This window comes from Verrucosispora sioxanthis (assembly GCF_010560025.1).
Lineage (GTDB): Bacteria > Actinomycetota > Actinomycetes > Mycobacteriales > Micromonosporaceae > Micromonospora > Micromonospora palythoicola.
Window position 1 is genome coordinate 426,548 of record NZ_SAIY01000003.1, and the last position, 14,848, is coordinate 441,395.

A 14,848-nucleotide genomic window follows, 5' to 3' on the forward strand; every position below is an offset into this window, starting at 1 on the left:
AGGTCAACACCTGGTTCGAAATCCTGCGGTCACGGTCTCGTAACGAACACCGCACTCACTCACCCACGTGAGTCGTCGCAGGTCAGGGCGCCGATCACGAGGGGCGACCAGGAGGTCGCCCAGGCCGGCCGGACGCCGGTCATCGACGTCAGAGAATACGGCAAGCCAGGGGCGACGGACACCCCTCCGTCCACAGCCGACCGGCCGGCGAATCGGCACGAACGGCGGCGCCTCGATGTGAACACTGAGTTTCCGCCTCGTTACCAAGGCGGCCTTGACACGGACCGGGTCGGCGCCGATGCTCTGCTAAATCAGTTTAGCGCCCGCTGTTTCGGAGTTCGACAGAGCCGCTCCGGCGCGCAGCCGGACCAGACGGACGCGTCCAACGAGGAGGGCCGATGAGACTGCGCAGGACGTTCGTCTCCGTCGCCGCGGTGCTGCTGCTGGCCACGTCCGGCACCGCCGCCTACGCCGCGACCAGGGATCACGGCGGCAGCGGTGGCATCCGCAGCGTCACCCCCATCACCACGGTCTACACCTACGGCCAGAAGGTCTCGGCCGTGGCCGTCGAGTACGGCGCCACGGTCAACCCCCGCAAGCTCGACAACTCGACCTTCGCGGTCTCCGACACCAGCTACAACTTCCGCTTCAACCCCATCGAGGACCTGCCCAAACTGACCGAGCGGACAATCACCCACACCTACACCAACAGCACCGCCACCGTCCGCGCCGACCGCCGGTCCGTACCCGGCAGGTACGTCATCGTCGAGCTGGACCCCGATCAGAACGCCGGCTGGACGGTCATCGTCTCCAAGTGCCCGACCTTCCTGTGCACGGTGAAGGTCAACCCGGAGCTGCCGACCCGGGTGACCCAACGCAAGGACGTGCACGCCCAGCCGGGCAAGGGCAGAGGTGCCGGGCCGGTGCTGGCCAAGGGCTCACCGCGTACCTCGCACGGTGTCACCGAGGCACCGGTGAACCTGCTCGTCGACGAGTTCCGCTACGGCTCGTACCTCAGTGGCGGCATGGTGCTGCCGTACCACTACCACCTGCCGAAGGACTACCAGCCTGGCCGGAAGTACCCGCTGATGGTCGTGCTGCCCGGGCACGGCATGGGCTGGGACGGCGACAACACGGGCGTACAGATCGCCGCCGACATCCCGGCGACGGCCTGGCTCCAGCCGAGCGTCACCGGCAGCCGGGAGGACGTCATCGTGCTCGCCCCGCAGAACCAGCGGGTGGGCGACGTGGCCGAGGCGGAGCTGCTGGTCAAGCTGGTCGAGCAGTTCAGCAAGGACCACGCGGTGGACACCGGGCGGGTGTACGCCACCACCGTCTCCTACGGCTCGCGGCTGCTGTGGGAGGCGTTCGCCAAGCGTCCCGACCTGTTCACCGCCGGCCTGGTCACCGGTGGTTTCCAGGTCAGCGCCGGCCAGGCGGCGGCGATCGCCGCCGCCGAGATCCCGCTGTGGATCACCCACGGTGTCAACGACCATCTGCTGAACATCTCGCTGGCCCGCAACTCCCGGGCGGCACTGCGGTCGGCGTACGAGGCGCAGGGTAGGACGCCCGAGCAGATCGCCGAGTTGCTGCACTACACCGAGTACGGCAACGAGGCGTTCACGCTGCCCGACTACCACGCGGCCTACGGCCCGACCTACGACGACCAGAGCATCCTGCAGTGGCTGCTGGCCCAGCGAAAGTGAGCATGGCCAGCTAGTGCGGCGGCCAGGAACGTCGGCGGTGTCGCGGCCAGGTCCCGGCGGCGACCCGGGGCACGTTCCTGGCCACCGCGCCGGCTCGCCGGCCGCGACAGGGATGTCGGGGCCGGCGAGCCTTTGGGACGGGTTCGCTGGATCTGTCGGCGGCGACCCGGGAGATCCGCCTCGACTGTCAGGCGCCGATGGCGATGGCGAAGATGTGCATGGTCGGCACGTTCGCCGCGGGCCGTGCGCTGATGTTGGGCAGCTCCACCCGGGCCACCGGCTTGTTCTGCAACGCCACCCCGACGTAGTAGACGCGCGCGGCGGTGTTGTGCCGCTGGTTGCCGGGCCGGTTCTGGTACGCCATCACGACGGCGGCGGTGCCACCGGCGTGCGGACCGCCGTACCAGTCGGGGGTGCTGAGGGTGAACGTCTGCCGGGTGCCGTCGGCGTAGACCACCGCGGCGGTGCCCGACACGGCCCCGTACGTGCCGGTGGCGAGGAAGCCGAGCGTCCGGCCGGTGCCGGTCAGACCGACCGACTGCCCGGAGGCGATGGCGTTGTCCGCACCGCCCGGTGCCACGTTCGGCCAGCGGAAGGTGACCCCGTTGCGGCTCAGCGTGCTGCCGGGCGTCACGCCGGCCTGGGCCAGCGCCTGCGCGGAGAGGGTGGCGCCGTTGCCGTCGAAGTTTCCGGCACCGGTGTTGTTGTCGTTGGTGGTGCTGACGTTCGTGAAGCTCTGCTCCAGCGGCGGTGCGGTGGGCGCGCCGCCCGACCCGGTGGCCCGGTAGGTGCGCCCGGCCGCCACGGTCACCTCGATCAGGTCGTTCTCGACCTTCGTGGTCCGGGCCGGGGTGCCGTCGGCGGCGTCGACCACGGTGTGGTTGCCGGTGAACATCCGGCCTCGCAGCCGGACGGTGCCGGCCCGGTCCGGCCGGACGAGGATCTCGGTGGCCTGCCCGTTGCTCCAGGTGATGCCGACGGTGTGACCACCCCGGCCACGCAGGCCGCTGACCCGTCCGTTGGGCCAGGCCGCCGGCAGCGCCGGCAGGATGTGCAGTTCGCCGACGTGGCTGTGCAGCAGCATCTCCGCGATGCCGGCGGTGGCCCCGAAGTTGCCGTCGATCTGGAACGGCGGGTGCAGGTCGAACATGTTCGGCGCGAGCCGGGCCGGGGTGGCCAGGAAGCGGATCAGGTCATGGGCGCGGTTGCCCTCCTCCATCCGGGCCCAGAAGTTGATTTTCCAGGCGAGCGACCAACCGGTGCCGTCGTCGCCCCGGATCTCCAGGGTGCGCCGCGCCGCCTCGAACAACTGGGGGGTGCCCCGCCGGGTGATCTGGTTGCTGGGTGCCAGTCCGTACAGGTGCGAGATGTGCCGGTGGTTCCGTTCGGTCTCGACCCAGTCGTAGAGCCACTCCATGATGTTGCCGCGCGACCCGATGCGGTTCGGCGCGAGCCGGTCCCGGGTCGCCCGCACCTGCGCCCGGAAGGTGGCGTCGGTGTTGAGGATCTCGCTGGCCCGGGCGCACCCGTCGAAGAGATCCCGCAGGATCTGGTTGTCCATCGTGGGCCCCGCGCACACGCTCGCGTCGGCGTGGTGACCGATCTCCGGCGAGTTCGACGGGTTGGTCACCAGATAGCCGAGGCTCGGCTCGGTCACCAGGGTGTCGAGGAAGAACTGCGCCGCGCCCTTCATCGCCGGATAGTTCGCCCGGAGGAACTCGACGTCCCCGGTGAACAGGTAGTGGTCCCAGATCAGGGTGGCCAGCCAGGCGCCGCCGGTCTGCCACATGCCCCAGAAGGCCCCGTCGACCACGGAGGTCGCCCGCCACGCGTCGGTGTTGTGGTGGGTCACCCAGCCGCCGGCACCGTACTGCACCTGGGCGGTGCGGGCCCCGGCCACCGCGAGGTCCCGGACCATGTCGAAGACCGGCTCGTGGCACTCGGACAGGTTCGTGGTGTTGGCCGGCCAGTAGTTCATCGGCAGGTTGGCGTTGATGGTGTACTTCGAGTCCCAGGCCGGGGTCAGCGAGTCGTTCCAGATGCCCTGGAGATTGGCCGGCTGGGTGCCCGGCCGGGAGGACGAGATCAACAGGTACCGACCGAACTGGAACAGCAGTGCGGAGAACTGCGGATCGTTGACGCTGTTGTGCTGCGCGATCCGTACGTCGGTCGGTTGGTCCGCGGCGGAGGTACGCCCCAGGTCGAGACTGACCCGCCCGAACAGGGCCTGGTAGTCGGCGACGTGCCGAGCGCGCAGCTGGTCGTAGCTGCTGGACCGCGCGGCGGTGAGGTGTCGCCGCGCGATGCCCTGGTAGTCGCCGCCGACGTTGCGGTAGTTGACGTAGCTGGAGCCGATCGAGACCAGCAGGGTCACGCTCGTGGCACCGTTGACCCGCAACGTGCCACCGGAACTGCTCACGGTGCCGCCGCTGACGGTGGCGTTGGCCAGCGCCAGAAAACGCACCGCGCCGTTGACGCCCTCCTGGTTGCCGGAGACGCCGTCCAGGGCGATGGTGGTGCCGTCCGGGCTGGAGACAGAGGTCCGCTGCGGGCTGTCGAACGTGGCGGTGAAGGTGATCGAGCCGGTCCGGTCGGCGGTCAGCCGCATCGCGATGACCTGGTCCGGTGCGCTGGCGAAGGTCTCCCGCTGGTACCGCACACCGTTCATCACGTACGACACGCTCGTCGTCGCGGTGGTCAGGTCCAGGTGCCGGTTGTACTGCGACGCCCCGCCGGAGGTCGGGAAGCTCAGCCGGAGGTTGCCGACGGTCTGGTACGCCAACTGCCCGACCGGGTTGCCGAGCATGTTCTGGTTGATCAGGTTCTGGGCCTGGGTCCACTGGTTGGCGAACACCAGGCGCCGGATCTCGGCCAGCGCGCCCAGCCCACGGGGGTTGCTCGGGTCGTGCGGTCCGCCGGCCCAGACGGTGTCCTCGTTGAGCTGCAGCCGTTCCGCGTCGACGTTGCCGAAGACCATGGCGCCGAGGCGGCCGTTGCCGATCGGCAGCGCCCGCAGCCAGTCGGTGCCGGCGGCCTCGTCGTACCAGAGCGCCAGGTCACCGGCGGCCAGCACCTGCGGCGGTGCCGCCGAGTCCGCCCGGGCCACGGCGGTCCACGGCAGCGGTAGCAGGGCGCCACCGGCACCCGCCGCGCCGATCTTGAGAGCCTGCCGTCGAGTCAGGTCCGACATCGATCCTCCAACCGTGACCGATCCGGCCAGGCGAAGCCTCACTGATCGCCGGCAGGCCCAGAACGGCTCATACGTCTGATGTGTTTCGCGAATGTTATCGCCGGGCAGCGCAATAGGCAACGGTCGATTCAAGCAGTGAGCCGAGGCGTGGGCAGCTCCTGTGCCGACCAGACAAAGGGCTTTCACCAGGTGTTACGCGATTCAGAGCGCAGCGCTACCGCACCCCATGGGGAACCCCGTCATGCCGGGTCACCCATCGGGCGAGCGACTCGCTCCACCATATTCATCAGATGTGCGCGTTCCGCCCCGCCGACGTCAACGGCGACCCGTCCGGCGCGCTCAGGCGACGGCCCGGCGAGGCCGGGCGGCCGGGTACCGGTCAGCGGTGCGGCGGGTTCGGCGGGTCAGCTCAGGTCGCCTCCTCGGTCAGGTGCCAGATCTCCCGCATCGGGGCCCACCAGTGCCCGAGCCGGGCTCGGCGAGAGACTCCTGGCACGGATCGGTCAGCTTCCACCACGCCTGCGTCTGCGGGTCGTCGGCCATGCGTCGCTGGTCGGCGTCGTGATCGTCGCCGACGTACTCGTAGTAACCGAACAACAGGTCGCCGTGGAGGAAGATGGTGAAGTTGCGGATGTTCCCGTCGCGCAGCGTCTGCTCGACACCGGGCCAGACCGCGGCGTGCAGCCGCAGGTAGGTCTCCCGGTGTTCCGGCCTGAGCCGGATCACCATGCCGTAACGGCGCACGTCGCACCCTTTCGGTGGGGTCGGTTGAGCCTGGTCCCGGCAGCCGCACGGCGAGTACGCAGCGTCGCCGACAAACGTCCGATGTCTCTATAGTGGTCGGGGTCGCCGATGCCGGTCCTGGGCACCGGCGCCAGGCCGGCGTCCGGTCGACCGGTCCGAAGGGGGCGTGGATGGCACTTACCGACGACGCGATCGCGAAGATCCGGAGCATGATCCAGAGCGGGGAGCTGCCTCCGGGGGCGCGGCTGCCACCGGAACCGCAACTGGCCGCCCAGATGGGGCTCTCGCGCAGTGGGGTCCGGGAAGCGGTCAAGGTGCTCGAATCGGCTCGGGTGCTCGACGTGCGGCGCGGCGACGGGACCTACGTGACAAGTCTCGCCCCCCGGCTCCTGCTGGAAGGGCTCGGCGTCGCGGTGGAGTTGCTGCGCGACGACACGCTCCTGGAGGTCATGGAGGTACGCCGGATGCTGGAGCCGATGGCGACCGGCCTGGCGGCGCTGCGGATGACCGACGCCGACCTCGACGAGCTGGGCCGGATCCTCCAGGACATGCGGGCGGCGGCCGACGACGCCGAGAAGTTGATCCAGTTCGACGCCGCATTCCACCACACCGTCATCGCCACCACCGGCAACGAGACCCTCACCTCGCTGCTGGACGGGCTCGCCGGTCGTACGCTGCGGGCTCGGGTGTGGCGCGGGTTGATCGAGGGCAACGCGGCGCACCAGACCATCGAGGAGCATCACACCATCTACCTCGCGCTGCGGGCGCGTGACCAGTTGCTGGCACAGGCCAGCGCCCTGTTGCACGTCAACACCTCCGAGGCGTGGCTGCGTACCGTGCTCGGCGCGAAGTCGTCGGACGGGTAGCGGCCGGATCGAGGCGGACAGGCCGACCGAGCCGGGCCAGACATCAGATGAGCCTCCTCGCACCGTCGGGTCGCCGCGAAACCCGGTGGCTCCAGCCCGAGGGCGGCGACCGCCATCGGGCACCGGGTCGCCGTGATCTCGGACCGCATGGGTGATCATGATGTCGGCGCTCCCGCCAGGACCTCGGCGTCGGCCCAGGCCGGGCCGTCGGGGTAGCGGTAGCGGGCCAACGAGTCCGGCAGGATCCGGGCGCTCATGCCGGGCGCGTCGGGCGCGAGGTAGCGTCCGCCGCTGACCCGTACCGGATCGACGAAGTGCTCGTGCAGGTGGTCGACGTACTCGATGGCCCGGCCCTCGGTGCTGCCGCTGAGCGCGACGAAGTCGAACAGGGCCAGGTGCTGCACTAGCTCGCACAGCCCCACTCCCCCGGCGTGCGGGCAGACCGGCACCCCGAACTTCGCGGCGAGCAGCAGGACCGCCAGGTTCTCGTTCACGCCGGCGACCCGACAGGCGTCGATCTGCACCACGTCGACGGCGTCGGCCTGGAGCAGCTGCTTGAACATGACCGCGTTGTGCACGTGCTCGCCGGTGGCCACCTTGACCGGGGCGAGAGCCTTGCGCACGGCGCCGTGCCCGAGCACGTCGTCCGGTGAGGTCGGCTCCTCGATCCAGTACGGGTCGAACTGGGCCAACTCCCGCATCCAGCGGATCGCCTCGGGTACTCCCCAGATCTGGTTCGCGTCCACCGCGATCTGGATGTCCGGCCCGACGACCTGTCGGGCGATGCCCATCCGGCGTACGTCGTCGGTCAGGTTCCCGCCCACCTTGAGCTTGATCAGCCGGTAGCCGTCCTCGACCGCCTCCCGGCAGAGCCGGGCCAGCTTCTCGTCGTCGTAACCCAGCCAGCCGGGGGTGGTGGTGTAGGCGGGGTAGCCCTCGGCCCGTAGCCGCCGCTCGCGCTCGGCCCGCCCGCCCTCGGCGGTGCGCAGCAGCGTCACCGCCTCGTCCTCGGTGAGAGCGTCACGCAGGTAGCGGAAGTCGACCTGGGCGACCAACTGCTCCGGGGTGAGGTCGGCGAGCAGCTTCCACAACGGTTTTTTCGCCCGCCGGGCCGCGAGATCCCACACCGCGTTGACCAGACCGCCGGCGGCCATGTGCACGACCCCCTTCTCGGGCCCGAGCCAGCGGATCTGGCTGTCGCCGACCAGCCGGCGGGCCAGCGAGCCCGGGTCGGCGACCAGCTCGTCGACCCGCTGGCCGACCACCATCGGGGCGAGTGCCTGCACCGCCGCGACCTGAAGGTCGGTGCCCCGGCCCACGGTGAAGACCAGTCCGTGTCCCTCGGCGCCGGCCGAGGTCCGCAGCACCAGGTACGCGGCGGAGTAGTCGGGGAACGGGTTCATCGCGTCCGACCCGTCCCGGTGCCGGGACGTGGGAAACCGTACGTCGATGGTCTCTACGGACGAGATGCGCTCACTCACCAGTAACTCCTGAGGGATCGAGCGGGTGGGCGGGTTGCCTGCCTCGCGGTGGGCCCGACCGACGGGCGGGCCGCCTCACGTCTGTGCCTTGCCTCCGGTGATGCGGGACACCACCAGGGCCACCAGGATGACGGTGCCGTTGAGGAAGTTCGTCCACTGTGCGGGCACCCCGGCCAGGGTCAGCACGTTGATGATCATGAAGAGCAGCAGGACGCCGGTGAAGGCGCCGAAGACGCTGCCCTTGCCGCCGTTGAGGCTGACGCCGCCGATGACGGCCGCCGCGAAGACCTGGAAGATGGCGCCGCTGCCCTGGGCCGACGGCACCGCCGCGAGCCGGCCACTGATCAGTAGACCGGCCAGCGCCGCCAGCACACTTGCCACGATGAGCGCCAGCCACAGCACCCGGTCGGTCCGGATACCCGCCGCCCGGGCCGCGTCGGCGTTGCCGCCAATCGCGTACAGCGCCCGGCCGGCCCGGGTGTAGCCGAGCACGACGATCCCGGCGGCGAACAGCAGCAGCGACAGCCAGATCGAGGCCGGTACGCCGGCCCAGCTGGCGGAGCCGAGATAGGTCATCGACTCGGGCAGCATGAAGAAGGTCTGGCCACCGGAGATGCCGGTGAGCAGACCCCGCAGGACGATCAGCATGCCCAGCGTGACGACGAAGCCGTTGAGGCCGAAGCGGACGATGAGCAGCCCGTTGAAGGCGCCGACGAGGGCGCCGACGAGCAGCACGACCGGGACCGCCCAGGCGTCCGGTAGCACGTCGAGACCGAGTCCCCGGGTCAACGCGGGATCCACCACCAGCCAGGCGGCGATGCCCGGGGCGAGGCCGAAGGTGGACTCCAGCGACAGGTCCATCTTGCCGGTGATCAGCACGATGGTCTGGGCGAGGACCACGATGGCGATCTCCGACATGCTCTGCAGCACGTTGATGATGTTGTCGGTGCTGAGGAAGACCGGGCTGACGATGGACCCGACGATCGCGACCGCGATGATCGCCGGCACCAGCGCCAGGTCCCGCAGCCGGGCGATGGCCAGGCTCCGCGACGCGGCAGCCCGTGGCGGTGGCGGTGTGGCGGCCGGCCGCGCGGTGGTGGAGAGCGTCTCAGACATGGTGGAGATCCACCCCTTCCATGGCGGCTACCAGCTCGTTGTCGCTCCAGCCATGGGACATCTCGCGGACGACCCGGCCCTGGAACATCACCAGTACGCGATCACAGATCCGCAGGTCGTCGAGTTCGTCGGAGACGACGAGCACGCCGGTGCCGCGGCGGCGTACCTCCTCGACGACGCCGAGCAGGGTCTGCTTGGAGCGCACGTCCACCCCGGCGGTCGGGGTGATCAGGACCAGCAGCTTCGGGTCGCTGGCCAGCGCCCGACCCATGACCACCTTCTGCTGGTTGCCCCCGGACAGCTCGGCGACCGGCACCTGCGGCCCGGCGGCCTTGATCGCCAGGTCGGTGATGGTGTCCCGGGCCAGGGCGTCACGCCGGGGCGGCGAGATGAGACCCCGCCGGCCGATCCGGTCCGGCACGGTCATGGTGACGTTCTCGGCGATGGACAGCAGCGGCACCAGTCCTTCGCGGTGCCGGTCCTGCGGCACCAGCCCGACACCCGCGTCGAGGGCGTCGGGCACACTGCCGGGACGCAGCGCCCGACCGTCGACGACGACCGTCCCACCCGCCGGCCGGGCCAGCCCGACGATGGCCTCGGCGACCTCGACCTTGCCGCTGCCGCCGCCGCCGGCGACGCCGACCACCTCGCCCGCCCGGGCCTCGACGGAGAGCTCGGCGCCAGAGGCGGTGACCAGATCGCGTACGGACAGCAGCACCGGAGCGTCGGCGGGCAGCGGCCGGTGCTCGGCCTCCGGCATGGTCACGTCCTCACCGGTCATCGCGGCGACCAACGCCGCACGGTTCAGCTGCGCCACCGGGGCGGTGAGGATGTGCCGGGCGTCGCGGAACACCGTCACCTGGTCGCAGATCTCGTAGATCTCCTGCAGGTGGTGGCTGATGAACAGGAAGGTCACGCCCTGCTCCCGCAACTGCCGGATCCGGGTGAACAGCCGGCTGATGCCGGCACCGTCGAGCTGGGCGGTCGGCTCGTCGAGGATGATGAACCGGGCACCGAAGGAGAGCGCCCGGGCGATCTCGACGAACTGCCGCTGCTCGACGGAGAGCGTCGACGCGGGCTGACGCACGTCGACCTCCACCGACCACTCCGCCAGCAACTGCTCCGCCGCGTGGCGCAGCCGCGACCAACGGATCAACCCGGCCCGAGAGCGGGCGTGCCGGTTGAGGAAGAGGTTCTCCGCCACGGTGAGGCTGCCGATGATCGTGGACTTCTGGTAGACGCAGGCGACCCGTCTGCGCCAGGCGTCCCGGTCGCCGAGCGGCGGGGCCGGACGCCCGTCGAAGGCCACCGCGCCGTCGTCGGCGGCCTGCAAGCCGGTGAGAATGCTGACGAGTGTGGACTTGCCGGCGCCGTTGCGCCCGACCAGGGCGTGCGTCTCGCCACGGCGGACCACGATGCCGGCGTCGGCCAGCGCCACCGTCGACCCGAACCGCTTGGTGATCTGCACGGCCTCCACGACGGGCTGGTCGGTGCCGACCAGCCCGTCGGCCGGCCCACTCGGGGTGGCGCTCATGCGTTGTTGCCCCACAGGGACGGGTCGTCGAACTTCAGGGTGGGCTCACCGGCGATCGGCGCACCGTCAAGCGTCACCAGCGGTGCCGGCAGCTGGTCCTCCAGCAGACCGTCGCGTACCTGGATGATGGTGCTGCCGTGCTCGGTCGGGCCGGGCTGGAACGTCTTGCCCTCGATCGCCGCCCGCACGTACTCCAGGCCGTACCTGGCGTAGAGGTCGGCCGGCTGGCTGACGGTGGCGTCGATCAGCCCCTCGCCGATGTTCTTCAGCTCCTCGGGAATGCCGTCGTTGGAGACCACGAAGACGTGCTTCGGGTCGCTGGGCGGCACCTGGAGGCCCCGCTGCTTGAGGATCTGGAGGGTGCCGGAGAGGGCGAACGAGGACTGCATGTAGATGCCCTTGATGTCCGGGTCCGACGCGAACCGGGTCTGCAGCTTCGACGCCGCCACGTCGGCCTTCCAGTCGGTGGCCTCGCCGAACACGGTGATGTCGGGGAACTGCTGCTGCATGCACTCGTTGAACGCCTCGGTGCGGTCCCGGCCGTTGATCGAGTCCAGGCCGCCCTGGAGCATGACGACCTTGCCCTTGCCGCCGAGCTTGGTGCCGAGGAACTGGCACGCCTTGATGCCGTAGGCGCGGTTGTCGGCACGGACGACCATGAACACGTTGCCGGTGTCCGGCCGGGTGTCGATGGTGACCACCGGGATCTTCTTGCTGTCCAGTTGGGACAGCGTCGGCGCGATGGCGGCGGTGTCCTGCGGCGCCATCACCACACCCTTGACGCCCTGGCTGATGAAGGCCTGGGTGTTGGAGATCAGGTTGGCGATGTCGTTCTGCGAGTTGGTGGTCTTGACCTCGACACCCAGTTCGTCGGCGAACTGCGGGACGTACTTGATGTAGGAGTTCCAGAAGTCCGTGTCGGAGCGGGGATAGTCGACCCCGACGACCTGCGAGCCGCCCGATCCGGTCCCGTCGGCCGCGCCGTCACCGCAGCCGGCGGCGAGGGTGGCCGACGCGCCGAGCAGCAGCGTCAGCCCCATGCTCGTCAGTGCCCTGCTTCTCATGGTCGTTCCTCCATATCCGGGACATCAACGCGGCGACCCCGGTCAGGCCGCGACAGGGGCACTCGTCGGACGCGATGTGCGATGGGGTTCACGGCCGCCAACGTGCGACGAAGAACCGGGTAGGGGACATGGCGATCCCTCCAAGACACGGTGGCGGGTGGTGGAGTTCACGTGACTCAGACGTCAGACGTTAGGGCTTCCAGACATGTCACGTCAACGCCCGAGATCGCGTAAAACCCGCGAGATGCGACGCTTGGTTGGCGTAGACATCAGATCGATTGCGCCGACGAACGGCGCTCCCGGCCCGACTGGAAGGCCGGCGGCCAATGCCGCGGAAACCGCCGCCCGGGTGACTCGCGGGCGGCTGGCCGGCCCGGCACGACAGTCACCGAGCAGTTCTCGGCCGCCGATGTTGGCGATCACATCTGCGCGACCATGGCTTTCCTTCGGGTCTGGAGGCGCTAGCTGGGAACGCTAACATCGATGACGCTGAGATTGCTAGTTTGTTGCGGACACGATCAGGAGAAGCTGAGCCGTCAGCGGCACCGCCCCGCCACCACGGTCGCGCACCGAATTGTCGGTCCTGCCTGGCACATTGGTCGCCTGGACGCGAACCGATTGGAGCAACCCGATGAGCCGCCAGATCCAGGTCACCTTCGACGCCCACGACCCGACGGCGCTGTCCACGTTCTGGCGGGACGCCCTGGGCTACGTGCATCCCGGTCCGCCCGGAGTCGACCTCCCCGACGGTGCCGACCCGCTGGCCGCATGGGACGACTTCCTCGCCCGGATCGGCGTACCGCCGGAGCAGCGCAACACCAGGTCGGCCATTGAGGACCCGGACGGGCTCGGTCCGCGGTTGTTCTTCCAGCAGGTGCCGGAGGACAAGGTCGCCAAGAACCGGGTGCACCTCGACGTACGGGCCGCGCCCGGGCTCACCGGCGCGGAACGGATGGCAGCGTTGCAGGCCGAGTCTGATCGGCTGGTCGCGTTGGGCGCCAAGCAGCTGCGCCGGGTCGAGCCCGCGCCGCCACTTGAGGCCGGCTTCATCGTGCTGACCGACCCCGAGGGCAACGAGTTCTGCCTCGACTGAGGGCGGATCGACGCTCCCGGCCCTACGCCGGCTCTCGCTGCCTCGCGATGAGCGCCAGCAGGCCGGCGTGCGTATCCGCGTCGGCCGCCGCGACGAGCCCGCCCAGGCCGCTGCGCCAGGGCCGACCGTCGATGCCGGTCACCACGCAGCCGGCCGCCTCGGAGAGCGCGATGCCGGCCGCGAAGTGCACGTTGTCGCGCAGTCGGCCGTCCGTGACGTACGCGGCGCGCCGGCCGGCCGCGACCCAGGCCAACGCCAACGTGGTCGACACGACCCGTGGCCGAAACCGCTCCACGAAGCCCTCGTCCGTCAGCAGCCGGGCCGCCCGGAACACCCGCTCGTTCGGAAAGGGCGGGTCGAGGTTGACGTCCACCAGCCCGGATGCCGCCGACGGCAGGAGGTGCTGATCAACACCGCCGCACCGCACCCGGGCGGCGGTGCCGTCGGTCCAGAAGACCTCCTGAGCGAACGGGTCCACGGCGGCCGCCGCCGCGACCTCCGCGTCGACCCGCAGGGCCACGTTCACCGAGACCAGCGTGGTGTGTACGGCGAAGTTCAGCGTCCCGCAGAGCGGATCGACGAGCCAGACCCGCCCGCTTCCGTCTGACCCGCTGCGCCCGCTCTCCTCGGCCACCATCGCGTCGTCGGGTCGTGCGGACCGCAGCACTCCGAGAATCGCCTGCTCCGCCTCGATGTCCGCGCTGGTGGCGAAGTCCCCACCCGCCTTCGCGAAGCGGTCCACGGACCTGCCGTGGTGGGAACGCACCACCTCGGCACCGGCCCGCGCGGCCTGGATCGCAAGTTCAGCGTCTGCACGCGACATCCGCCCACCGTACGTCGATCCCGGTCGCGGGTGGGCCCCGGCTCAGTCGAGCAGCTTCGCCGGGGCCACCGCGTCGGTCAGCTGTGGCCGAGGGAATCCCGTACCGCTGCGGAGAGCAGGTTGGCCCGCTCGTCGTCGAAGCCGCCCATCTGGTTGACCACGTAACCGAAGCCGACCTGGTGGGCGTCGTCGCCGAAGGCCAGGTGCCCGCCGGCGCCGTCGTGGCCGAAGCTGCGTACGCCGAGCATCGGGCGGGGCTCCGAGTGCACCAGGAACCCGGTGCCCCAGCGGTGTCCCGCGTCGGGCAGTCCGTAGACCTGCTGACCACTGACCCGGACCGTGACCGCGTCGTCGACAGACGCGGGGCTGAGCAGCCGCGCTCCGCCGACCTCAGAGACGCAGGCGGCGTAGAGCCGGGCCAGGCTCTCGGCCGTGCTCACCGCGCCCGCACCCGGGATCTGCGCGGCCTGGATGGCCGGGTCGTTGAAGCTGACCAGGCCGTCCTCGTCGGCGGGGAAGGCGAAGGCGCCGCCCATGGTGATGCCACGCTCAGCGACCGGGTCACTGGCCGGAACGGGTTCGCCGATCGGTGCCAGCATCCAGGCGACCGCGTCCCGTTCGGTGGCCGGCAGCCCGATCCAGGTACGCAGACCGAGCGGCTCGCCGAGGACCCGGGAGAAGTAGGCGCCGGGCATCTCGCCGGTGATCCGTCGGATCACCTCGCCGATCAGCCAGCCGTAGGTGATCGCGTGGTAGCTGTGTGCGGTGCCCGGCTTCCACAGTGGAGTCTGCGCCTCGATCGCCTTGATCACCGGTTCCCAGGCCAGCACCTCCTCGCGGGTGAAGGGCTTGTCCAGCGCCGGCAGGCCGGACTGGTGGGTGAGCAGCCACCGGACCGGGATCTCCGCCTTCCCGTGCTGGCCGAACTCCGGCCAGTAGCGGGTGACCGGCGCGTCAAGGTCCAGCCGCCCCTCCTGCGCCAGCAGGTACGCGCAGATCGCCATGATCCCCTTGGTGCAGGAGAAGACGACGGCGGGCGTGTCCGCGGTCCAGGGGCGTCCCGACCGGGCGTCGGCCAGCCCACCGTGCAGGTCGACGACCTTGCGGCCGCGAAGGTAGACGGCGACCGCGGCGCCCACCTCCTGCCGGTGGGTGAAGTTGTCCCGAAACACGTCGGCGACCCGGCCGAAGCCCTCGTCGACGTCACCGTGGATCTGGCTGTCGCTCAACC

The 14,848-nt window shown here is 70.2% G+C and carries 11 protein-coding genes; 3 read left to right on the forward strand and 8 right to left on the reverse strand.

Translation table 11 applies throughout. From position 1 onward, the window contains the following. Positions 1-398 precede the first annotated feature (398 nt). On the forward strand, positions 399-1,706 hold the full coding sequence (locus ENC19_RS11225; protein ID WP_164447113.1) for a hypothetical protein: 1,308 nt from the start codon (positions 399-401) through the stop codon (positions 1,704-1,706). Between the two features lie 187 nt (positions 1,707-1,893). Here the strand turns inward: ENC19_RS11225 and ENC19_RS11230 are convergent, their stop codons facing one another. Then, on the reverse strand, positions 1,894-4,896 hold the full coding sequence (locus ENC19_RS11230) for a glycoside hydrolase family 95 protein (RefSeq protein ID WP_164447114.1): 3,003 nt from the start codon (positions 4,894-4,896) through the stop codon (positions 1,894-1,896). Positions 4,897-5,322: 426 nt separating this feature from the next. Then, complete coding sequence (locus ENC19_RS11235) at positions 5,323-5,640, reverse strand: L-rhamnose mutarotase (protein WP_309246062.1); 318 nt, start codon at positions 5,638-5,640, stop codon at positions 5,323-5,325. Positions 5,641-5,810: 170 nt separating this feature from the next. Here ENC19_RS11235 and ENC19_RS11240 point away from each other — a divergent pair, with 170 nt between their 5' ends. After that, positions 5,811-6,506, forward strand: coding sequence for a FadR/GntR family transcriptional regulator (locus tag ENC19_RS11240; protein ID WP_164447115.1), 696 nt, complete (start codon positions 5,811-5,813; stop codon positions 6,504-6,506). Positions 6,507-6,661: 155 nt separating this feature from the next. On the opposite strand, the gene ENC19_RS11245 is transcribed toward ENC19_RS11240, so the two are convergent. The 4 genes from ENC19_RS11245 to ENC19_RS11260 all read right to left on the reverse strand — a co-directional run bounded on the left by ENC19_RS11245 (position 6,662) and on the right by ENC19_RS11260 (position 11,701). Beyond that, on the reverse strand, positions 6,662-7,990 hold the full coding sequence (locus tag ENC19_RS11245) for an enolase C-terminal domain-like protein (protein ID WP_166458501.1): 1,329 nt from the start codon (positions 7,988-7,990) through the stop codon (positions 6,662-6,664). Between the two features lie 72 nt (positions 7,991-8,062). After that, entirely contained in the window at positions 8,063-9,103 is a 1,041-nt protein-coding gene (locus ENC19_RS11250) for an ABC transporter permease (RefSeq protein ID WP_164447117.1), read from the reverse strand. Then, on the reverse strand, positions 9,096-10,637 hold the full coding sequence (locus tag ENC19_RS11255; RefSeq protein WP_164447118.1) for a sugar ABC transporter ATP-binding protein: 1,542 nt from the start codon (positions 10,635-10,637) through the stop codon (positions 9,096-9,098). Before ENC19_RS11255 ends, ENC19_RS11250 begins: the two co-directional genes overlap by 8 nt. Then, positions 10,634-11,701: a sugar ABC transporter substrate-binding protein gene (locus ENC19_RS11260; RefSeq protein WP_208020862.1), complete on the reverse strand. Its 1,068-nt coding sequence runs from the start codon at positions 11,699-11,701 to the stop codon at positions 10,634-10,636. Before ENC19_RS11260 ends, ENC19_RS11255 begins: the two co-directional genes overlap by 4 nt. Positions 11,702-12,332: 631 nt before the next feature. Between ENC19_RS11260 and ENC19_RS11265 the strand changes: the two genes are divergently transcribed. Further along, positions 12,333-12,794, forward strand: a complete 462-nt coding sequence (locus ENC19_RS11265; protein ID WP_164447119.1) for a VOC family protein — start codon at positions 12,333-12,335, stop codon at positions 12,792-12,794. 22 nt (positions 12,795-12,816) lie between these two features. Here ENC19_RS11265 and ENC19_RS11270 read toward each other — a convergent pair whose 3' ends face one another. Together ENC19_RS11270 and ENC19_RS11275 are read right to left on the reverse strand one after the other, a co-directional pair. Further along, complete coding sequence (locus ENC19_RS11270; protein ID WP_164447120.1) at positions 12,817-13,617, reverse strand: inositol monophosphatase family protein; 801 nt, start codon at positions 13,615-13,617, stop codon at positions 12,817-12,819. A 77-nt stretch (positions 13,618-13,694) separates the two neighbouring features. Continuing rightward, positions 13,695-14,846 carry a serine hydrolase domain-containing protein gene (locus tag ENC19_RS11275; RefSeq protein WP_164447121.1) on the reverse strand — a complete coding sequence of 384 codons (1,152 nt, stop codon included), beginning with the start codon at positions 14,844-14,846 and terminating at the stop codon, positions 13,695-13,697. Between the last annotated feature and the right edge of the window lie 2 nt (positions 14,847-14,848).